The sequence below is a fragment of the uncultured Eudoraea sp. genome (genome assembly GCF_947258925.1).
GTDB lineage: Bacteria > Bacteroidota > Bacteroidia > Flavobacteriales > Flavobacteriaceae > Eudoraea.
In genome coordinates this window covers 23,496-45,001 of sequence record NZ_CAMYKG010000026.1, presented here as the reverse complement: position 1 = coordinate 45,001, position 21,506 = coordinate 23,496, and the positions used below count along the sequence as shown (strand labels likewise).

General features: G+C 38.0%; 20 protein-coding genes. 9 read left to right on the top strand and 11 right to left on the bottom strand.

Annotation, left to right across the window (positions count from 1 at the left end):
* Window positions 1-10: 10 nt before the first annotated feature.
* On the bottom strand, window positions 11-340 hold the full coding sequence (locus tag Q0X77_RS10475; RefSeq protein ID WP_297796991.1) for a MerR family transcriptional regulator: 330 nt from the start codon (window positions 338-340) through the stop codon (window positions 11-13).
* Window positions 340-1,317, bottom strand: a complete 978-nt coding sequence (locus Q0X77_RS10470; RefSeq protein ID WP_297796988.1) for a M23 family metallopeptidase — start codon at window positions 1,315-1,317, stop codon at window positions 340-342. Before Q0X77_RS10470 ends, Q0X77_RS10475 begins: the two co-directional genes overlap by 1 nt.
* A gap of 104 nt (window positions 1,318-1,421) precedes the next feature.
* Between Q0X77_RS10470 and alaS the strand changes: the two genes are divergently transcribed.
* The 3 genes from alaS to Q0X77_RS10455 all read left to right on the top strand — a co-directional run bounded on the left by alaS (window position 1,422) and on the right by Q0X77_RS10455 (window position 5,697).
* Complete coding sequence (gene alaS, locus Q0X77_RS10465; RefSeq protein ID WP_297796986.1) at window positions 1,422-4,037, top strand: alanine--tRNA ligase; 2,616 nt, start codon at window positions 1,422-1,424, stop codon at window positions 4,035-4,037.
* An 80-nt stretch (window positions 4,038-4,117) separates the two neighbouring features.
* Complete coding sequence (locus Q0X77_RS10460) at window positions 4,118-5,080, top strand: GSCFA domain-containing protein (protein ID WP_297796982.1); 963 nt, start codon at window positions 4,118-4,120, stop codon at window positions 5,078-5,080.
* Entirely contained in the window at window positions 5,077-5,697 is a 621-nt protein-coding gene (locus Q0X77_RS10455; protein WP_297796979.1) for a DUF4230 domain-containing protein, read from the top strand. The genes Q0X77_RS10460 and Q0X77_RS10455 overlap by 4 nt, the downstream gene beginning before the upstream one ends.
* A gap of 17 nt (window positions 5,698-5,714) precedes the next feature.
* On the opposite strand, the gene Q0X77_RS10450 is transcribed toward Q0X77_RS10455, so the two are convergent.
* From Q0X77_RS10450 to Q0X77_RS10435, 4 genes are all read right to left on the bottom strand, one after another.
* Window positions 5,715-6,980 carry an acetylxylan esterase gene (locus Q0X77_RS10450; RefSeq protein WP_297796977.1) on the bottom strand — a complete coding sequence of 422 codons (1,266 nt, stop codon included), beginning with the start codon at window positions 6,978-6,980 and terminating at the stop codon, window positions 5,715-5,717.
* A 10-nt stretch (window positions 6,981-6,990) separates the two neighbouring features.
* Entirely contained in the window at window positions 6,991-8,742 is a 1,752-nt protein-coding gene (locus tag Q0X77_RS10445; protein WP_297796976.1) for an aromatic amino acid hydroxylase, read from the bottom strand.
* A gap of 60 nt (window positions 8,743-8,802) precedes the next feature.
* Window positions 8,803-9,390, bottom strand: a complete 588-nt coding sequence (locus Q0X77_RS10440) for a DUF4136 domain-containing protein (RefSeq protein WP_297796974.1) — start codon at window positions 9,388-9,390, stop codon at window positions 8,803-8,805.
* Between the two features lie 73 nt (window positions 9,391-9,463).
* A complete protein-coding gene (locus tag Q0X77_RS10435) occupies window positions 9,464-9,625 on the bottom strand; it encodes a DUF5522 domain-containing protein (protein ID WP_297796972.1) in 162 nt (53 codons plus the stop codon).
* Window positions 9,626-9,803: 178 nt separating this feature from the next.
* Here Q0X77_RS10435 and Q0X77_RS10430 point away from each other — a divergent pair, with 178 nt between their 5' ends.
* The 4 genes from Q0X77_RS10430 to hemL are packed head-to-tail and all read left to right on the top strand — an operon-like array spanning window position 9,804 to window position 13,167.
* Complete coding sequence (locus Q0X77_RS10430; RefSeq protein ID WP_297796970.1) at window positions 9,804-10,136, top strand: hypothetical protein; 333 nt, start codon at window positions 9,804-9,806, stop codon at window positions 10,134-10,136.
* A 14-nt stretch (window positions 10,137-10,150) separates the two neighbouring features.
* A complete protein-coding gene (locus tag Q0X77_RS10425) occupies window positions 10,151-11,053 on the top strand; it encodes a 1-aminocyclopropane-1-carboxylate deaminase/D-cysteine desulfhydrase (RefSeq protein ID WP_297796968.1) in 903 nt (300 codons plus the stop codon).
* Complete coding sequence (locus Q0X77_RS10420; RefSeq protein WP_297796966.1) at window positions 11,050-11,871, top strand: glucosaminidase domain-containing protein; 822 nt, start codon at window positions 11,050-11,052, stop codon at window positions 11,869-11,871. Before Q0X77_RS10425 ends, Q0X77_RS10420 begins: the two co-directional genes overlap by 4 nt.
* A gap of 6 nt (window positions 11,872-11,877) precedes the next feature.
* Window positions 11,878-13,167 carry a glutamate-1-semialdehyde 2,1-aminomutase gene (gene hemL, locus Q0X77_RS10415; RefSeq protein WP_297796964.1) on the top strand — a complete coding sequence of 430 codons (1,290 nt, stop codon included), beginning with the start codon at window positions 11,878-11,880 and terminating at the stop codon, window positions 13,165-13,167.
* 71 nt (window positions 13,168-13,238) lie between these two features.
* On the opposite strand, the gene Q0X77_RS10410 is transcribed toward hemL, so the two are convergent.
* The 3 genes from Q0X77_RS10410 to Q0X77_RS10400 all read right to left on the bottom strand — a co-directional run bounded on the left by Q0X77_RS10410 (window position 13,239) and on the right by Q0X77_RS10400 (window position 16,785).
* Window positions 13,239-13,697: a hypothetical protein gene (locus Q0X77_RS10410; protein WP_297796962.1), complete on the bottom strand. Its 459-nt coding sequence runs from the start codon at window positions 13,695-13,697 to the stop codon at window positions 13,239-13,241.
* 206 nt (window positions 13,698-13,903) lie between these two features.
* The gene (locus tag Q0X77_RS10405) at window positions 13,904-14,092 is read right to left on the bottom strand and encodes a hypothetical protein (protein ID WP_297796960.1); all 189 of its coding nucleotides are present in this window, start codon (window positions 14,090-14,092) and stop codon (window positions 13,904-13,906) included.
* Window positions 14,093-14,277: 185 nt separating this feature from the next.
* Entirely contained in the window at window positions 14,278-16,785 is a 2,508-nt protein-coding gene (locus Q0X77_RS10400; protein ID WP_297796959.1) for a zinc-dependent metalloprotease, read from the bottom strand.
* Between the two features lie 268 nt (window positions 16,786-17,053).
* On the opposite strand from Q0X77_RS10400, the gene Q0X77_RS10395 reads away from it, so the two are divergent.
* A complete protein-coding gene (locus tag Q0X77_RS10395) occupies window positions 17,054-17,677 on the top strand; it encodes a hypothetical protein (RefSeq protein WP_297796957.1) in 624 nt (207 codons plus the stop codon).
* A gap of 364 nt (window positions 17,678-18,041) precedes the next feature.
* The gene (locus Q0X77_RS10390) at window positions 18,042-18,464 is read left to right on the top strand and encodes a hypothetical protein (RefSeq protein WP_297796955.1); all 423 of its coding nucleotides are present in this window, start codon (window positions 18,042-18,044) and stop codon (window positions 18,462-18,464) included.
* Window positions 18,465-18,519: 55 nt separating this feature from the next.
* Here Q0X77_RS10390 and Q0X77_RS10385 read toward each other — a convergent pair whose 3' ends face one another.
* Both Q0X77_RS10385 and Q0X77_RS10380 read right to left on the bottom strand, forming a co-directional pair.
* The gene (locus Q0X77_RS10385) at window positions 18,520-19,953 is read right to left on the bottom strand and encodes a DASS family sodium-coupled anion symporter (RefSeq protein WP_297796952.1); all 1,434 of its coding nucleotides are present in this window, start codon (window positions 19,951-19,953) and stop codon (window positions 18,520-18,522) included.
* A gap of 98 nt (window positions 19,954-20,051) precedes the next feature.
* Window positions 20,052-21,449, bottom strand: a complete 1,398-nt coding sequence (locus Q0X77_RS10380; protein WP_297796949.1) for a PKD domain-containing protein — start codon at window positions 21,447-21,449, stop codon at window positions 20,052-20,054.
* Window positions 21,450-21,506 lie beyond the last annotated feature (57 nt).

Genomic DNA, 21,506 nt, shown 5'->3' with positions numbered 1-21,506 from the left:
GTTATATTGTTTAAAGTTGACTTTTTATTTTGATCAGCTCGGCTTTTATTCCCTCGAGTTTTTGGATGATTTCAAAATTTGACAAGGTTTTTTGTCTTTCTTCGCGCAGGTGTGTTTTAGCACCTTCAAGGGTAAATCCTCGCTCCTTAACCAAATGATAAATCAGTTGGATATTATAAACGTCCTTGGGAGTGAATTTCCGATTACCTTTTGCATTCTTTTTGGGTTGAATAACATCAAACTCTTTCTCCCAAAATCGAATCAGGGAAGTATTTACGTTAAAAGCCCTGGCGACTTCGCCAATTCCATAATAACGTTTTTCGGGTAGTTCTATATGCATTAATCCAGTGATTGATTTTCCTGAGTGGCGTATTTCAGCATATTTTCAAATTCCTCGGCAGATAAACTTCCGTAATAGAAATTAATTGGATTTATCCGCTCTCCATCCTTCCAAACCTCATAGTGCAGATGAGGTGCTTCTGACCTCCCTGTACTACCTACAAAACCAATTAGGTCTCCGCGCTTTACTTTCTGGCGCCTCTTTACATTGTATTTGCTAAGGTGCGCATATAAGGTCATATAACCATATCCGTGATCTATTCTAATATGTTTGCCATATCCGGATGCATTATTATCTGCACGTTTTACCACACCATCACCTGATGCATATATTGGTGTGCCCTTGGGGGCAGTGAAATCCATGCCCCTATGCATTTTCCTCGCCTTGGTGAAAGGGTCCGAACGCCATCCAAATCCGGATGCCATTCTTATTAATTCTTCGTTATTTACAGGTTGAATTGCCGGGATCGCTACCAAAAGTTTTTCTTTTTCCTCTGCAAGCTTCGTTATCTCATCCAGTGACTTGGATTGTATAACCATTTGTTTTTGAATGATATCCAATCGCTTAGAAGTAGATATGATCATTTCTGAATTATTAAATCCTTCCAGGGATTTGTATCGGTTTACACCTCCAAAACCTGCTTTTCGTTGTTCTTCAGGAATAGGATTTGCCTCAAAATATAAACGGTAAATATTGTTATCCCGGTCCTCTATATTGGCCAGAACATACTCCATTTGCTCCATCTTCTTATTCAGGAGTTCAAATTGCAGTTCATAATTCTTGGCTTCCCTTTGCAGTGAAAGTTCCCTCGGAGTATTTAAAATATTGGTATTGAGTAAAAGGATTAGACCCAGCAAACCGGAAATAATTGAACCAAGCGTAAAGAGGCCAATATTCCTATAGTGTCGAGATTTTCTTGGCTCTATCTTTCTATATGAAAGGGTGTCAGGATCGTAAAAGTATTTTACCTTAGACATGTATGGATTTTATCCTATTTTTGTGCTTTCGTCTTATCCACTCGAACAAATATAAAAATTGTTTTGTTTAAACAGTTAAAATTAATAAAACCTTGCCATATTAAATGACTTCCAGGGAAATAAGAGCTAATTTTTTAAATTTTTTTAAGAAAAATCAACATAAAATAGTGCCTTCCGCACCTATGGTGATAAAAGATGACCCTACTTTGATGTTTACCAACGCGGGAATGAATCAGTTTAAGGAGTATTTTTTAGGAAATTCTGTTATTAAAGATCCAAGAGTTGCGGATACACAAAAATGTCTCCGGGTAAGCGGTAAACATAATGATCTGGAAGAAGTGGGTAAAGACACCTACCACCATACCATGTTTGAAATGCTTGGAAACTGGAGTTTTGGAGATTACTTCAAAAAAGAAGCCATAAACTGGGCATGGGAATTTCTTACGGAAGTATGTAAAATTGACAAGAATAGCCTTTATGTTTCTGTATTTGAAGGCAGTTCGGATGCCGATGCATTGGAAATGGATACGGAAGCTTTCAATTTGTGGAAAAGTATTGTTCCGGAAGACAGGATTATAAAAGGAGACAAAAAAGATAATTTCTGGGAAATGGGTGATCAGGGCCCATGTGGTCCTTCATCGGAAATACATGTAGACATTCGATCCAAAGAAGAGAAAGCGAAGGTAAATGGGGCCACTTTGGTCAATAAGGATCATCCCCAGGTTGTGGAGATATGGAACCTTGTATTTATCCAATATAATAGAAAAGCGAATGGTGAGCTGGAGCCGCTTCCGGAAAAACATGTAGACACCGGAATGGGTTTTGAAAGGCTGTGTATGGTCTTGCAGGGAGTTCAATCTAATTATGATACGGATGTATTTTCTCCTATTATTAGAGAAATAGAAACAATCACCAATGCGAAATATGGTAAGGACGAGAATACAGATATTGCCATAAGGGTTATTGCAGATCACATACGTGCGGTAGCATTTTCTATCGCCGACGGGCAGTTGCCCGGTAATACCGGTGCAGGTTATGTAATCCGTCGAATCTTAAGAAGGGCGGTTAGATATGGATTTACATTTTTAGATACCAAAAACCCTTTTATGTTTCGTCTGGTAAGTGCTCTTGTAGCCAGTATGGGAGAGGCTTTTCCAGAGTTAAAAGAACAACGCAACCTTATAGAAAATGTCATTCGGGAAGAAGAATACTCCTTTTTAAAAACACTCGAGCAAGGCTTGCTTTTACTGGATAACATAATAGCTAATACAAGCGGTACTACGGTAAGTGGTAAGAAGGCATTTGAATTATATGACACCTATGGATTTCCAATAGACTTAACAGCTCTGATTTTAGGTGAAAGAGGTATGAATTTAGACGAAAGTGGTTTTGAAATGGCCATGAAAGAACAAAAAGACCGTTCCAAAGCTGCTTCTGAAGTTTCAAAAGAAGATTGGACAGTTCTTATGGCGGATGCCCAACAAGAGTTCATAGGCTATGATTCCCTTGAAGCCAATGTAAAATTGGTAAAATATAGAAAGGTTGTTTCCAAAAAGGAGGGAAGCCTGTTTCAACTGGTATTTAATTTAACCCCATTTTATCCTGAAGGTGGTGGCCAGGTTGGTGATAAGGGATACCTGGAAGTTCCAAATGGTGATGTAATATACATCCTGGATACAAAGAAGGAGAATAATGAAATTGTTCATTTCTCAAAAAACCTTCCCAAACATCCAAATGAGGTGCTTACAGCAGTTGTAGATAAAAAACAAAGGGAGCGTACAGCTCGAAATCATACAGCTACCCATTTACTGCACCAGGCGCTAAGGGAAATTTTGGGCTCGCATGTAGAGCAAAAAGGTTCTGCCGTACATTCCAAATATCTTCGTTTCGATTTTTCCCACTTTGCGAAAATGACGGTTCAGCAGCTCCGAGATGTTGAAGATTTTGTAAACATGAGGATAGATGAACAACTCCCACTGGAAGAACAGCGGGGCATACCCATGCAAAAAGCTTTAAAAGAAGGCGCAATGGCCCTTTTTGGAGAAAAATATGGAGATGTGGTTCGTACGGTGAGATATGGGCAATCAATTGAACTATGTGGTGGCACCCATGTAAAGAACACCTCGGAGATTTGGCATTTTAAAATTGTTTCCGAAGGTGCAATTGCCGCAGGAATCCGCAGGATAGAGGCCATTACCTCTGATGCCGTCAAGGAGTTTTATCATGAAAATAACAGAAAATTGTATGAGATCAGAGATCTGTTTAAAGGAACCAAGGATCCGGTGAAATCCGTTGAAACCCTTCAGGAAGAAAATGCAAGACTAAAAAAGGAAATAGAGGGTTTATTAAGATTAAAAGCTAAAAATCTTAAGGCCAACCTCATCCAGGGATTAGAAGAAATTAAAGGGGTTCAATTTTTGTCACAGAAAGTAGACCTAGATGCAGCATCCATCAAAGATTTGGCGTTTGAAATAGGGAGAGACAGAAACAATCTTTTTCTATTGCTAGCTTCAGAACGAGATGGTAAGGCTTTGTTGTCCTGTTATATATCGAAGGAACTTGTTGATTCAAAAAATTTAAATGCCGGACAGATTGTTCGGGATTTAGGAAAGTTTATTGATGGGGGCGGAGGGGGCCAGCCATTTTTCGCCACCGCCGGAGGTAAAAATCCTGAAGGCATCCCCTTGGTACTGGATAATGTAAGGGATTACTTAAAATAGCATGTTGGGGATTAATGAAATGTCTGTATAGTACAAAATGGCATATAATTAATGGGTTATAATTCTTTGAAACAAATTGGATGAAACTTCAAACAACAGTTCCATTACATGCTGAGGATGAACAGATAGATTACAGAAGTTCTGTTTTACTCCTGGGCTCCTGCTTTGTAGAAAATATTGGGAGTAAACTCGAATATTACCAATTTCAAACCCTTCAGAATCCTTTTGGTATATTGTTCCACTCTGAATCAATAGATAACCTAATAGAACGGGCAATAGAAGAAGCCAATTATTCGGATGCTGATGTTTTTTATACCAATGAGCGCTGGCACTCCCCGGATGCACATTCAGACCTGAGTGATCCATCCAAAGAACTACTACTTACCAATTTAAATAATGCCCTTGTTAATACAAGAAATCAGCTCACTAAAGCTACCCATATTATAATTACATTAGGGACGGCCTGGGTTTATAAAGATGTTGCAACACAGAAAAGGGTCGCCAACTGCCATAAACTTCCTCAGAACCAATTTACAAAAGAGTTACTTGAGGCAGATGAAATAGAAGCAAGTCTAAAAAGGATTATTTCAAATATCAGGAAAGTTAATGGGCAAGCTTCCGTGATTTTGACAATTTCCCCGGTGCGGCATTTAAAAGATGGATTTGTAGAAAATCAACGGAGTAAAGCACATTTAGTTTCAGCAATTGGTAAGATAAATAAGTCAGCATTGGCGCATAAAAAGGTATCTTATTTTCCCGCCTATGAACTTATGCTGGATGAGCTTAGGGACTATAGATTTTACGCTGAAGATATGGTGCATCCTAATAGTCTGGCCATGGATTATATCTGGGAAAAATTTAAATATGTATGGGTTTCCGGGAATACAGAAAAAGTAATGAAAACGGTCCAGGATATTCAAAAGGGGTTAAAGCATGTACCCTTTAATGAATCATCGGTAAAGCACCAGCTCTTTCTTAATTCACTTAAGAAGAAAATAGCCAAATTAAAGAAGGAATATACATTTATGAATTTCGATAGATGAAACGAGTTTTATTGGGAATAGTCATTGCTATGGCCATGATTTTGATTTTTCAGTCCTGGAATAAAGGAAAAGAAGAAAAGGCCATCCTAAAGGAAAATAGCTTGCTTATTCAGCAGCAGATAAATAATGTTGCAAAGTTAATAGTTACTGAAGGACACTTCACAGAGGTCTACACCTATCACGACTCACAACAGTTGTTTGGTCCTTATTTTACTGCGGATAAGAAAGCCCTGGTCGTTGTAAATGCCGAAGTTACCATAGCCTATGACCTCAGGGAAATTAATTTTGAAGTGGATGAGGCTGACAAGACACTAAGAATTAGGAATATACCGGAACCAGAGATCAAGATTAACCCTGATTTTGAATATTATGATGTCACTGCTGATTACTTTAACAGCTTTGGTGCTGAGGACTATAATAAGATCAAAAAAAATATAAATGCATCATTGCTTAAAAAAGTAAATGCTTCTTCTCTTAAAAAAAATGCCGAAAACAGACTCCTAAGCGAACTCTCCAAATTCTATATACTAACCCATTCAATGGGGTGGACACTTTCCTATAAAAATGAGATTGTTGAAGAAAACATGTTCGAAATAAACCCGGCTAACGAATTCTAATACCCCAAAAGCACTACTTAATTAAAATGCATAAGGGCCCATTTTATATATTGTTCCCAGTCGTATGCAGTAACATCGTGTTTGCCGGTTCTTACATGATATGAGACCGTATTAAAGATGGGAGAATTTACATTGGGCATTTGATTGGAAGAGATCCCCTTTTTTCCAAATAGTTCATAAACCGGCGAGGCGTAATAGGAAGAAAGGAATTCACCTCTTGGGTCTGCCCATTCATCTTCCCGGGCACTAGCCACATACAATGGCCTGGGGGCAATTAGGGCCAATAACTCGTGTTGATCAACCGGTAAGTGCTCTTCAGCATTATTAAATTTTTTAAAATTCCCTGAAAACCAATAGGGAAAACTTTCATTAATACGAGCCACAGTTTCACCAAATCTTCGTTTGGACAAGGCAGCTCCTCCACAACCTGAATCGTTGGAAATAACCCCTGAAAATCTTGTATCTGTTGCACCGGCCCATAATGCAGCCTTACCTAATCTCGAATGTCCAAATACAACAACAGGTTTTTGGGTAGTTTCAGTGTCTTCTTCCAGGTAATCCATGGCCCTGCTTAAAGCCCATGCCCATGCCCCAATACTGCCCCACTCATCTTTGGCAGGCCTTTTTTGGTCCTCAGCGTAAAACAAAGGATGAATGCCATCCGTAAAATCGTTTTTATCTGGGTCAATTTCGCCATAGTAAATAGTAGCCAGACCATATCCGGCTTCAATCATTTTGGCAATGGCCCATCTGGAAGATCGCTTTCCCCTGTTTGCTTCGGTTAAGGTATTGTTGGTAATACCAATAGATTCGTTATTAAGCGACCAGGCTTTGGAAATAATTATCTCCGGATCATCAGTCACGGTATGATTTCCGTGGAAATTATAACCTAAAAATAAACCATTGAGGGCAATCTGCTTTGGCAGATATAAAAGCATGGTAAAACTTAATGTTTTTCCATTTTTTGTCAGGGTGACTTTAACCTGTTTTCGTTTGGCTCTGTCCCCCAGCGCTGAGTTTCGCTCTTCCAAAACCTTAAAAGAATTCGCATCTATTTTTCCCGGAACCTTGCCATATACATCAGTTTCAAAGAAACTGATCAATTCTGGTCTCCTTAATTTGTTCCAGGAGGCGCTTGTCTGAACTTCCTTTTTAGCAAAAGTGGTTAATGGATCGGGCAGGTCAAATTCCGGCACTTTAGATTCATCATAATTGGCAACGAATTGCGCATTCATAGTTCCTAGAGCAAAGATTATGCATATAAATAAGCTACAATATCTCATAGATCAAATTTTAATTGACCAATTGTCCATCTACTAAAGATAATCCATCATCTATTAAATGACCCACTTTTGGATTATTGAGTTTAACGGTTTCCAAATGAGAATGGATTTGTTCTGCAAAACCATGATCACCATTCATTTTGGCCAATTCATAGAGTTCTACTGATAAAAGCCAGTCATTCGGATACTCTTCACGAATTACCTTAAACACTTTGTTTCTTGAGATTGTTGTGTTACTACCTTCGCGATAGTGGCGTATCTGCTCGTAGTATTGTTCGAGTTTTTTAAGAGGTTCAGATTTCACAGGTTTTATGGTCGAGGAGGAAATTTCATGGGTTATTAAATCAAAACTATGGAGGTCAGCTGGTCCATTGAAAGCGGATATCACACGTTCTCCGACGGCCATATGGTATAAGCCATATTCCGGTTTAAAAAGTATTTCTTTGCCATGGCTCACCGTGCAATTCCGAAAAGTAATCAGGATTATTTTTCCCATCAGATTTCGTGTTCCCGTAATGATGTCTCCTTTAATTTTAATATCTCCTTCAAATTCAAGGGAGATAGTTTCCCCTTCATAGATGTTATATGCCTTCAGATCTCGTGGACTCATATCCTCTATAGCCAGATTAATTCCTTTTAATTTGCCTACCGGAGAACCAAATCCATTTGGGTGGTCTTGGGTGCTATGGCCCACAAGTTCTTTTTCCCTGTAGGACAAGGCTGTTTCTCCCTCGGTTTGAAGATAAACCGGTTTCCCTTCATGCGAAATTACCTTGCTGAACATCCCGGAAATCTGTAAGCCTGTGCTGAGCTCTATTGTGCCGAGTTCTTTTGCGTTGATTAATTTAGTAACACCCGAAAGACCACCTTTTCTCAAAGACATTGTATTTGCAAATTCTTCAAGAACCTGACTCAGAAAGGCAAAATCCGGTGTAACAAAGAGTTGTGGCTGAGGTTTAGTGATGTCAAAAGATGTGTGTGCGGCCTCAATGCTGTAGGGTATTTTTTTTACCTTATCTGTCATGCACCATGCACTCTCACCAATAGAAGATAAAAGGCCCGCGCCATATATTTTAGGTGCCTCAACGGTACCGATTAAGCCGTATTCCACCGTCCACCAATGCAAATTTCTAATGAGGGCCATTTCACTGGGTTCACCCATGTTTTGCTGTAATTCTTCAATATGTTTTTCTGCTTTTTCAATAGTAGCCAAGGGGGTTCCCGGAGCTTCTTTTATGATTGAAAGATATCTTACCGCTTCATAAAGTTCGTAATCCTTTGCACTGGAAATGGCTTTAGAACCTATTTCGCCAAACCTTCTTAAATATTCTGCATATTCCGGATTGGCTATAATTGGAGCATGGCCTGCGCCCTCATGGATAATATCCGGAGCCGGGGTATATTCAATATGCTCCAGTTGCCTGATGTCTGATGCAATAACAAGGACATTATAAGCCTGAAACTCCATAAAAGCAGCCGGCGGGATAAAACCATCTACAGCAACCGCAGCCCAACCAATTTCTTTTAATATGCGATTCATCCCATACATATTAGGAATATGATCAACAGAAATCCCTGTTTTATCTAAACCCTCTACGTATGATTTATGGGCTACCTTACTCAGATAATCCACATTTTTTCGCATCACATAGCGCCAAACAGCCTGATCAATTGCGGAATAATCCTCATAATCCTGTGGCTTTATATACTGTTTAAGATGAGTGGGAAGTTTATCTAAAATTGGATTACTTTCGTAGGACATTGCGCTTAATTTATGTCCTATAAAGATACAAAAAACCGCCCAAAGCGGGCGGTTAAACTTTTAGTTGGCAGCAATAACCTCCGGAGGATATTGCTGTAATATTTGAGATACAAACTGGCGAATGCGCTTCTCTTTCTTTTCAATGTTTTTTGTGTTATTCAGAGTGCCAACCCCTCTTCCCTGCCAAACGAGTTCTTTTTTTACAGGATCTATCAGATCAATATACAAGGAGCCTTCAGTTCTGGTACTCACATTATTGCCATAATAACCCGGGCCATAAAAGTAAGGGTTATAGAAGCCCGGATAACCCCAGCCCCAGCCGTAACCCCAACCCCAGCCGTAACCCCAGCCGCCGTTGTATATATCAACCTCAACTCTCTCTTTTGTAAATATACTGATAAGAATATCAGGCTTATCCGACTTTACAAAACCAAGAGAATCCATTTCCGTTTCAATTGCTCTAAGGATGCGTTTTTTGTCTAAATCAGAAATTTGAGCTCTGTCAATTCCTGTTTTGTAAAATGCATAGCTTTTATATGTAGTAAAATCGGTCTGCTTATCATAATCGGATAAAACATTTACCGAAGCGCATGAACCTATTAAGAGTAAGAAGAGTGCTGGAATTGCAAGAAATGTGATCTTTTTCATAATACTAGTTTTTGAGTTAGTCAATCCTAAACCATCAACAAATAAGCACAATTATCATGCCAAAGGGGTGGTTTTAATTTTGCGAATTTGTCTTTGCATTATACCCGTAAGGACAATGCCTGCATCCGCTCTCACAACAATACCCTCGTTTAAGATGATATTTTTTCGTGAAAACCCTATAGCCTTCTTCAGACCAGTAATAATCGCCTTCTTCCAATGGGATTATTTTTTTCATAGGCATAAAATTACGAGATTATTGCAACATATGGCTCAAGATATAATTTAATCAGGGATAAGCGGTTCATTTACCAAATACGATCAGCTTATCGTAAATGTTGGTAGCCCATCCGCTTTGAGATGCCAATGTAAAATATAAGAATTATATTTGTTTTCAGCTCTTTATAGTAGTGCCTATGATTGTGATAGTGAGACATTTTTTTTATAAAAATTATGTGGGTTTGTCTTTATGGCCTTTCATTATTCTCAAGGATGTTCAGTTAAAACAAGACGCTGTTCTAATTAATCACGAGAGGATTCATTTAAAACAGCAACAGGAACTTTTTATAATTCCTTTTTATTTCCTTTATATTTCTGAATGGTTATTGCGATCATTGCTTTATTTAGACTCCTACAGGGCATACCAGAACATTAGTTTTGAGCGTGAGGCCTATCAAAATGAAAAAGAGTTGGATTACCTGGACAATAGGAAACCTTTCAGCTTCATTAATTATCTTTGTAGGGAATGAATTCCTAAACCGTTTTGGTAAGCAATCAAAAAATAATCCTTCCCCTTTTAGAGAAAAAGAAAGTAACGCTCAGTATAAAACGCGAGGATTTAATTCACCCGCAAATTTCTGGAAATAAATATCGTAAACTTAAATATAACCTGCTTAAAGCCAGGGAATTGAATTATGATACCTTGTTAACTTTCGGTGGTGCGTACTCTAATCATATTGCAGCTACGGCTTATGCAGGCAAGTTAAACAACATAAAGACCATCGGGGTAATTCGCGGGGAAGAGTTATGGGATTCATGGTCTAAAAACCCAACCCTTTCGGAGGCAGCAAAACGAGGTATGAAGTTTAAATTTGTCACGCGGGAAGACTACAGGAAAAAAGGGACTAAAGAGTTTATATCAAATTTAAAGAGGGAAATAGGTAATTTTTATATGATTCCCGAAGGAGGGACAAACGATTTAGCTGTAAAAGGCTGTGAGGAGATACTCAGCTTAAAAGATGCCGAATATGACATAATTTGTTGTCCGGTTGGAACAGGAGGTACCATAGCCGGGATTATTAATTCTGCTGCAACAAATCAAAAGGTTATTGGTTTTCCAGCACTTAAGGGAGACTTTTTAAAGAAAGATATTTGTAAATTTGTGCAAAATGGGAATTGGGAATTGTGTACAAATTACCATTTTGGAGGTTATGCAAGGGTTAATAAATCGTTAGTCTCATTTATTAATGAAATGAAACAAAACGTTGGAATACCCCTTGATCCGGTCTATACGGGTAAAATGATGTACGGCATTTTGGATTTGATTGCCAAAGATTTTTTTAAGCCTAAGACCAAAATATTGGCCATTCATACCGGTGGATTACAAGGAATTGCCGGAATGAATTTATATTTGAAAAGCAAAAATTTACCCATAATCGATATATGAAACGCGTTAGCCTGGCAGTTGTTTTGGTTTTTTTACTAGTAAGTTGTGGAACTAAAAAAAGAACCACCTATTCCAAGAAAAAATCTTCTGAGACTGTAAAGTCCAATAAAACTAATAAAGAATACTCAGGATTTCCTTTTCCTGAAGATGCCAAAAAGTTTACTTATTTTTCAACATCTTCCATTGAAGAGTATTTGGATACCTATTCCGAAATAGCCCAATTTGAAATGAAAGCCTATGGCATCCCGGCAAGTATTACCCTGGCACAGGGGATCCTTGAAAGCGGCTATGGGATGGGAAACCTTACCCGAAAGACTAATAATCATTTTGGAATTAAATGCCATAGTGGTTGGGAGGGCCAGTTTGCATATCATGATGATGATGAAAAAGGGGAGTGTTTTAGAAAATACAATCATCCGATGTACTCCTTTCGGGACCACAGTATTTTTCTCTCCTCAAGGGCAAGGTATGCATCTCTTTTTGATCTAAGGAGAGATGACTATAAAGGATGGGCAAAGGGACTTAAAAAAGCAGGTTATGCAACTGATAAGGCTTATCCCCAAAAGTTAATATCGTTTATAGAGCGATATCAACTTTACAAATACGATAAGCAGGTGCTGGCGCAGGGATATTTGGTTCAGGCGGAGCCTAAGACCTATAATTACAAAATGCATGTTGTTCAAAAAGGAGATACCTTATATTCTATTTCCAGAACCTATTATATTACCGTAGATGAGATCATGGAACTTAATGATATGAACTCCAGTAACTTGTCCGTTGGACAACAACTCAAGGTTAAGTCGGAACGGGTAAAATAATCAAATATGATTTATAAAAGAAGTAGCGCCTTATTTGCTGAGGCCAAAAAATTTATTCCCGGAGGTGTAAACTCACCGGTAAGGGCTTTTAAGTCAGTTGGGGGCGATCCAATATTTGTAGAAAAGGCTAAAGGCGCATATCTATATGATGTGGATGGAAACAGGTTAATTGATTATATTTCTTCCTGGGGACCACTTATTTTAGGACATGCCTATGAACCGGTCATTGATGCCGTCATTAAGAAAGCCAAATTAGGCACTTCATTTGGAATGCCCACAGAAATAGAAACAGAGTTGGCCCAGTTGGCGGTTTCTATGGTCCCTAATATTGATAAGATCAGATTTGTAAATAGTGGCACAGAAGCTTGTATGAGTGCTATTCGCCTGGCACGGGGGTATACGGGTAAAGACAAGATCATAAAGTTTGCGGGATGTTATCACGGCCATTCAGACTCTTTTTTAATTCAGGCCGGAAGTGGCGCAGTTACCTTTGGAAGTCCAAATAGCCCCGGTGTAACTCAAGGTACAGCAAAAGATACCCTTTTAGCGGAATATAATGACCTCGAAAGCGTAATGACCCTGATAGCAGCGAATAAAGGCGAAATTGCTGCCGTAATTATAGAACCTGTAGCCGGGAATATGGGATGTATTATTCCTTCAGATTCTTTTATAAAGGGTCTGAGAAAGATTTGTACTGAAGAAAATATATTGTTGGTATTTGATGAAGTAATGACCGGTTTCCGGTTAAGCAGAGGAGGAGCGCAAGAAACCTTGGGAATAGACGCGGACATTGTAACTTTTGGGAAGGTTATTGGCGGGGGGCTACCTGTAGGTGCCTTCGCATCCAGGGATGAAATAATGGCACATTTGGCTCCCGAAGGTCCTGTATATCAGGCAGGAACTCTCAGTGGTAATCCTCTGGCTATGAGTGCAGGCCTTGCTATGCTTACAGAATTAAACAACAAGCCTGAAATATTTGAAAGCCTTGCCAAAAAAACATCTTACCTGCATGACGGACTTTCCTCTGTACTATCGGAGCATGGAATTCCCAATCAAATTAATCGAATGGGTTCCATGATATCTGTTCATTTTACTGAAACCCCGGTAATAGATTTTACCAGTTCTGCTAAGGGTAATAATGAATTCTTCAGGAAATATTTTCACGGCATGTTGGAACAAGGCATATACTTACCTCCAAGTGCTTTTGAAAGCTATTTTTTAAATGATGCAATTACATATGAGGATTTGGATTATACAATTGAAGCGCTACAGAATACGGCTTCGGATTTGAAGTAAGAAAAGAAAGTTAAAATTTACGGAGTAATGATAACTGCCTTTGAAATCATTACTCCGTTTTCTTTCATGTGTTATTTACTGTGTCCCCTTTGGCCCCTGTGTTCTTTATTTCTATCTTTTCTATGATGTCTTTGATGTTGATGGATGCGCTCCCATTTTTCAAATTGATCTTCCGATAAGATTTGCTTCATCTTAGCTTTTTGGGCAATCATTTTGTCTAATCGTTCATTTTGAAAATCAAAACGTTCTTTAGCGCTTGGTTTAGAATGTTCTTCATCCATCCTTTTTGCATCCCTTTCCATCATCATGGCTTTGCGGTCCTCAACATTTTCAAAATTTATCTTTTGGATTTCCTTTTGTTGTTCACTGTTTAAATCCAGGGCCAATGTCATCTTTTTTGTCTTAAGGATTGCGATTTGTTCAGAGGTCATTTCTTTCATATTTCTATGAGCATTATCAAATTGGTGACCTCTTTGGGAATAACCTACCAGGCCAATTAATAAAACGGTAATTGCGATTACTTTTTTCATGTGTTTATGTTTTATGTTATGCCCTTTAGATCACAGATTTTCTATAAGGTTTAAATGCAATTATGATATTATAAAAAAATTAACACTGCAATCAATAATTCAATTGGTATTGACAGGAATGACATCCATTCATGGCCTGTAAAATGAAAAAGGGCCCGGTTTAGACCGAGCCCTTTTGAATTGGGATTAATATTTTGGTTGATATACTAGTTCAAAGCAACGGATTCTTTTGTGGATTCCGGGTTTAATTTGTCATCAGATATTTTTTCAACTTTTGTCTCTTTTGTCTCCGTGTATGACTTTGTAATGGTTGTATTATCTTCCAAAGCGTGGTAGGTAAACGCGGAGAATACAAAACAAATAAAATAAAGAAGACTTTTAGTTTTATTATTCATTTTTTCGGGGTTTTTGTTCATTACTAAATTATAACCAATACTTACTGAGGCAGAAATATTGTTGTAAAGGACACTTTTATTATGGTAAACAACGCATTATTTGTGGTAAGCGTATATTCTAGCATAAACTTCTTTAAATATCAATTACATTTAATTAGTCAAATAAGGTATTTCATCGATCCAATTTAGCGTGTTGGTATGGGATTCAGTATTTCATCTATGCGCTCTTCTACATCCTGTAAATGGTACTTACTCATGATATCCGAAGTTTTAGGTATAGCAGTGCGAATACTTCTTTTAAGGCTATTTAATTCCGCCCTTGAAACAGAACGAATATCAGATTGACTGGTGTTAACGACTGTACCTTTTCGGTATCCACGCAGATTAGCTTTCTTTACTTTGCTCTCAGCAGTCATGAGATATGCCAATCGGTCTATATGAGCTTTCTGTAGATTTCTTCTATAGGTATCAATTTTAAGGCCTCCTTTGAGTTCGGACCATAAGCCGTTTCGCAAGTCTTTCATCATAGCATTTAAAGAATATGCATTATTCCCCAATTGTGTTTCCTGTTCAATGAGGCGAGCCATTTTTCCCAAACTAAGGACATTGTTCAGAGTTCGTACTTGCAAGGCCCTCAATCTTTCAACAGATCCCGAGTATTCTATTCTTCCGAATAATTCATCGTCTAATAACCATTCCGGAGTTCTGAATAATTCCTCATGAAGAAATTGCAAACAGTTCTTTTGATGTCCTTTGGGTACAGGAGTATATATCTTACCTTCCTGGTCATAGGTCTTATAATGTTCATAAACGCCTCCAATATTATTTGAGACATGTCCCATATATCTGTTGAATTGTCCAACCACTTGTCCGTATAGTTTTTCAAGATCTTCGTAATCCTTTCCATCTTCTTCCGTCCATTTAGTTAGGTTCGGTACTATCCTTTTTAAATTTGCTATTCCGTATTTACCTGCCTTGATGGCGTCATCTCCTAAATCTTCGGTCTGTGAACTTGGATCTACCACATCACCAACCTGCTGATGCCCAAAACGGTAAAGTGGGTCCCCTGCGTGTTCGAGAATCCAGCTATCCAGTGTTTTTTTCTCTTCTTTAGCCGTTTTGTCTAAAATGGGTCTGTAACCCCAATTAATGGCATATTTGTCATAAACCCCGATATTTGGCATAAGTGCCACATCTCCATCCCCCGGTTGTGCTACATAGTTAAAACGGGCATAATCCATAATTGAAGGGGCTGTTCCGTTATTTCTTGTGAAGGACTCAGAACGCAGTGAATCTACAGGGTACGCTACACTACTTCCCATATTGTGTGGCAAGCCTAAAGTATGGCCCACCTCATGAGAAGAAACAAAGCGTATCAAACGACCCATTACTTCATCCTTGAAAGCCAGTCCCCGGGCATCATCATTTATCGCTGCCGTTTGAACAAAAAACCAATTGCGTAAGAGAGACATGACATTGTGATACCAGTTAATATCTGATTCTAAAATCTCACCGCTTCTGGGATCGCTAACATGGGGTCCATTGGCATTTGGTATAGGAGAAGCCAGATAACGGACCACTGAATATCTTACATCTTCGGGTGACCATTCCGGATCTTCTTCTTCTGTTGGAGGGTCTTTTGCCAGAATAGCATTTTTGAAGCCTGCACTTTCAAATGCAACCTGCCAGTCCTCAATCCCCTTTTTTATGTATGGGACCCATTTGGTTGGAGTAGCTCTGTCTACGTAGTAAACGATAGGTTTTTTGGGTTCTACTAATTCACCTCTTTTGAACTTTTCAATGTCTTCTTCTTTAATTTCAAGGCGCCACCTGTCCAGAAATTTTATTGTTTTACTTTCCTGCGCATCCAGTCCGTAATCTGTTTGACCCCTGGAAAACCAACCAACCCGTTGATCAAAATAACGCCTCTTCATTGGTGTTTTCGGTAAAAGGACCATAGAATTGTTTATTTCTATAGAGATAGATCCCAGGCTGGCATTTGAAGGTGGGTTAGCAGCGCTATAGGTTTTAACATGTCTCGCTTCTAGGTTTAGAGGATAGCTTTTTATAGATTCAATATAACTTCTGCTTTCGTCCAATTTTGTGACCTTGTAACGCTTTCGGTAAAATCCGGGCATGCCAATTGCCTTAACATCCTTGATAAATAATTGTTGGACATCTATTACGGTTGCAGGATTTAGAGAATCTTTCTTGAAAGCCTTAATATCAAAGGCATATAAGACGGGTTCAAAATTAGAATTTACCACCGCTTCATGTACAGGTAGCGAGTCATTTGCAACTACATTATAACTCACTACGCGTAATAAAACTTTTTTAGGTTTCTTTTCCCAGCGCAATACCTGAGTATTAATTTTTCCACCCCCAAAACCAATTCCTGAGGCTGTTTTGGAAATTCTGCTCACCATCAACATTTCCCTGTTAAAAAGTGAATCGGGAATTTCATATAGGTGTTTGTCGTCAACAATGTGCACGTTAAACAGTCCTTTATCTGTAATCGCGTCTTTTGTAACAACTTTGGAATAAGGTTGTATTTTATCCTTTTTGGAATCTTTTTTATCTGCAGTTTGTTCCTTTTTGGCCTTTTTCTTTTTAAAAACCTGTGCCTCGGTTTGGTTTGGGTTACCCAGAGCAATAACTGCCAATAGGAGTAAGGGGAGAAATCTTTTTGCCATCAAATAGTAATTTTTTTGATTAAAATTCATCAAAGAACTGAAAAATTAATGGAAACTATTGTTAATTAATTCATAAGCATAATTTTTTTCTATTAATTCTACTAATGAATATAACTATCAGATATACAGATATATAACACATTAAAGCAGCCTATTATTTGGGGTGATCAATTATAGTTTTAGCTGTTAAACAAAAACTAATAGTGTAACAATTTTATTTTTCTGCCGTCTTATATACAAACAACGATCAACAAAAAACGATATTAAAATGAACAAATTATTAATAGCATGTGGATTGGTAATGCTGGGCACAACCACCACGCCGCAGGAAAATACAATGACTACCAATTGTTCCACATCGGAGGATAGTATTCATGTAAGTATAGCCGAGAAAAATGGCCATGAACTAATGGCTATGGAAAACAAAACAATATGGAGAGCGCCTAAACTTATTAGCAGAGTCGTGGAAAATGCTCCGGAGGAAATTAAAGTATCTGAAATCGCATATCTTGAAGAAGACACTTCTCTTGATTTAGGATTTGATACAGCGGATTATTTACCTGAAGGTTTTGATCCTTATACTATTTATTTTGACATAAATTCCATTGCATACATTGATGATGAAAACACAGATTTAGGTTTCGATACGGCAGCTTATTTACCGGAAGATTTTAATGCCTATGCGGACCCCAAAGGTATAGAAGGGATTAATTATATGGAAGAAGAAGTAGTTGACCTTGGGTTTGATACCGCAGCGTATTTACCTGAAGGATTTGATCCATATGAATTCTACCTTGATCTGGATTCTGTGGAGTATATTGAAGAGGAAGAAGAATTGGATTTTGATTTCAATACAGAGGATTATTTGCCTGCTGGATTTAATCCTCTATAAAAGTAATAAACAGATAGGAGATCTTATTTCTATCGATTTATTGGGTTAGTCACCATAAAGCCTTTGCTCCGCAAAGGCTTTTTTAATACAAAAGTATTTTTACCGCCTAATAAGTCAGTTCAAAGTTTAATTAACAAAAATTTAACCTAAAAAAATCGATTTTCAAATTGTCAATAAGAAGGTATAGACACCTAGGTATTGATAGATATTATCAAGATTTTATGTAAAATCCATAAGTTTTGTCTATAGTAACTGAGAGAATCATTTTTCAACTGAATTTGGGCAATTGTTAATAGTATCTGAAGAGCAATAATAAGCATATTTTCATGTTGTATTTTTACATAAATATTTAACCTTTAGCGTTATGAAAAATTTAAAAACAATAGTAAGTAGCTTTCTGGTAGCGGTAGCTATCACTGGCTTAAATGCTCAGAATCCAAATTGTGATGAAAATCAATTTGACCTAAATAGCATTGAATATATAGAAGAAGAAAATTTTGATCTTGGATTTAATACTTCGGAGTACCTTCCGGAAGATTTTGATCCTTATTCATATTATGTAAATCTGGATTCAATTGCTTATGTAGAAGTCTTGGAAGTGGATATTGAAACTGAAAAGAATTTACCAGCAAATTTTGATGTCTATGCAAATCCGTCTGATTTTAGAGATGTGAGTTACATTGATCCAAATGACGAAATACAATTGGAAATAGAAACAGAGGAATATTTACCAGCGGACTTTGATCCGTATGCAACAGAGGTATCAATTGACAATAACACTTTGTAGAAATTATTAACCTTTAAGAGTCAAAGCCCCGATCATTGTATCGGGGCTTTTTTTTTTAAAATAAAAGAGGGATAACATATTGAAAAACTACAATCAATAAACCAACAGCGATCAGATTCAAAATTATTCCAACTTTGGCCATTTGGTGAACCTTTATATAACCGCTGGCAAAAACTATGGCATTGGGCGGTGTAGCCATGGGCAGCATAAATGCGCAGCTGCTGGCAATAGTTACAGGGATTAACAAATAGACTATGGGGATATCAAGACCTATGGCAATTCCGGCAACTACGGGAGCTAAAACGGCAACCAGGGCAACATTACTCATTAATTCTGTCATAAATAGCATTAGTAGTATAAGAAGAGAAGCTGTAAATAATATACCTATCTCACTTGTAGCAATTGCATTGGAGACGACATCAACGATGCCGCTCACAGACATCCCTTTTGCAAGGGCAAGTCCGCCACCAAAAAGAATTAGAATCCCCCAGGCCAATTTATGAGTGTCATTCCACTTGATGATAAAATCACCTTTCTTTATATTATAAGGTATCGCAAAAAGAGAAATTGCAGCAATCATACTTATAATAGTATCTGAAAGCTTAAGGCCGGGAATAAATTTATTGATAAGCGTTCGGAATATCCATAGAAATACCGTAATCCCGAAAATGACCAAAACCATTTTTTCCTTACCTGAAGTTGGCCCCAGTTTATGTAGTTCAGTGTTGATTACTTCCTTGGAAGCCTTGAACTTCAACTGTTTATTTGGATACATCCATTTTACAAGCACCAGGTAAGATATACCTAGCAGAATCATAGAGAAAGGAAGACCTAAGGTCATCCATTTTAAAAATGAGATCTCAATGTTATATTCATTTTCCAATAAACCTATCATAACTGAGTTGGGAGGCGTACCAATGACCGTAGCAATACCGCCGGCATTGGCAGAGAAAGCTATCCCCAGCATTACGCTGAGGGCAAAATTCTGATCATTTTTTGTAAATCCATCTTCATCGTTAATGAGCAATCCAATTACAGACATGGCTATTGGAAGCATCACTACGGTGCTTGCTGTATTGCTTATCCACATGCTCAACGAAGCCGTTGCAATCATGAATCCCAGAACTACTTTATTGGGAGTAGTGCCTGTTATTTTAATGATATTGAGAGCAATACGTTTGTGAAGGTTAACTTTTTCCAGTGCCAAGGCCAATACAAAACCTCCAAAAAACAGGAAAATTATTGGACTACCATAGTTGGCGCCCACATCTGCAATCGGCATTATTTTCATGATGGGGAATAGAGCAAGAGGCAGAAGTGCTGTTACCGAAATAGAAACGGCCTCAGTAATCCACCAAATGATCATCCAGACTGCAACCGCAATGACGCTATTGGCAGTTTCATTTTCGGGGATAAGTGCAGGTAAATAAGTAATAATGAAGAAAAGTAGGGGACCGGCTAGAAGTCCGATTTTCTTGTTTAGGCCCATTTGGTTTATTTTAGGCTCTAATCTATATCTTTTACTTTAGTTTAAAAAATAAAAGCCATGGCTAAGCTTCACTGTCACCTTCAATATGCCCTAGAATTTTAGTCATTTAAATTAATCGGGTTGAGGTTTGTATCCGTTTGGCCATAGAGTAATTTTACTTCCCCTTCCGTTTCATAACCGGCTACAAAAAATAGATCCCCGTTAACCTTGAGTATTTCAGGTAAATATTTTCCCGGATAGTAGAACTCTTTAATCTGATTTCCGTTATTGTCAAACTTTCTTAAATTTTTATCACTGGACAGGATAAAGGAATCTCCCAGGGAAATCATAGCCTGATTATTCTTTGTTCCTTCAAAATAAGATGATAGCACCTTTGTGCCTGAGGCATCTGCCAATATGAGTTCGCCATTGGCGTACATAGCAATGTTACCGTTTGAAAGCTCTTCCAGATGGTAACTTCCATTGAGATCGTTAGCAGAACTGATCTTGGTATCTAAGACAGAGTCTTCATAAATTACATGCGAAGTGACATTCAGAGCGGAATCGAAAAAGACAAGTAAGGGTTTATAATCCGTTATTTTAGGATTGGTATCATTTTTACTAAAAACCGCTCCAAAGGCGATATATCCACCACCTGATTTTATCATATCACCAATCATGGAATCTGAATCTCCAAACGAATTCAGAGCAACTGCGAATGCATCGCCTGTAGAATTTCTAGTCTCAATTGCCGTCTGGTAAATTCCGCCATTTTCTTCTGTTCCAAAATACAGGTAATTAGCACCATCTTCGAGGTACCCATAGCTGAGTTTGGTGGATGAATTTATCCCATTCAGAAAACTCCAGGAATTGTTATAATTTACCTCCTGCGTTCCATAGAGACCGTCCAGGGTTCTTGAAAATACAAAATTCATTTTTCCACTGGGATAAAAATTTATAAAAGCACTATTTGAATTATAAGGTTTATCTGCAATATAATTCGAGGATTGCATATAATCTTCATCTAATTCTGTATAATAGAATTTCTCTCCACCGGTACCTTCAAGATCTTCCAAAAGTTTTATATAGTAGATAGATCCATTCTCCGGGTTAATTCCTGTTTCCAAAGGAATTCCGTTAAATCCGTTGGCTACTTCGGGGAAAATAAAGAAGTCCTCTACCACGGCATCATTCACCAGGACTTGTTGTGAAAATGTCTTTGTCTCCATAGCTGTATTGGAAACTGTTAGGGCGATCGTATAGTCACCAGCTTTTCCATATACCACAGTGGGGTTTTTTTCCGTTCTTGTTTCCCCATTACCAAGATTATAGGAATATGAACTGGCTCCAACCGAGCAATCGTTTATTTGCAGGTTTTCACCAACCATAAGGATCTCTTTACTCAATTCAAAACAGGCCACCAATGATGAGTCCGGATTGGGATCAGCAGGAGATTCGTCTTTAGAGCAGGAGGTGTATAAAGCCACCAAAATAAGCAGGAAGTAGAATTTCTTCATTAGTACAGATTTGGGGTTCTACTAATAAAACGGGAATGCCTAAGTGTTTATTTTAAA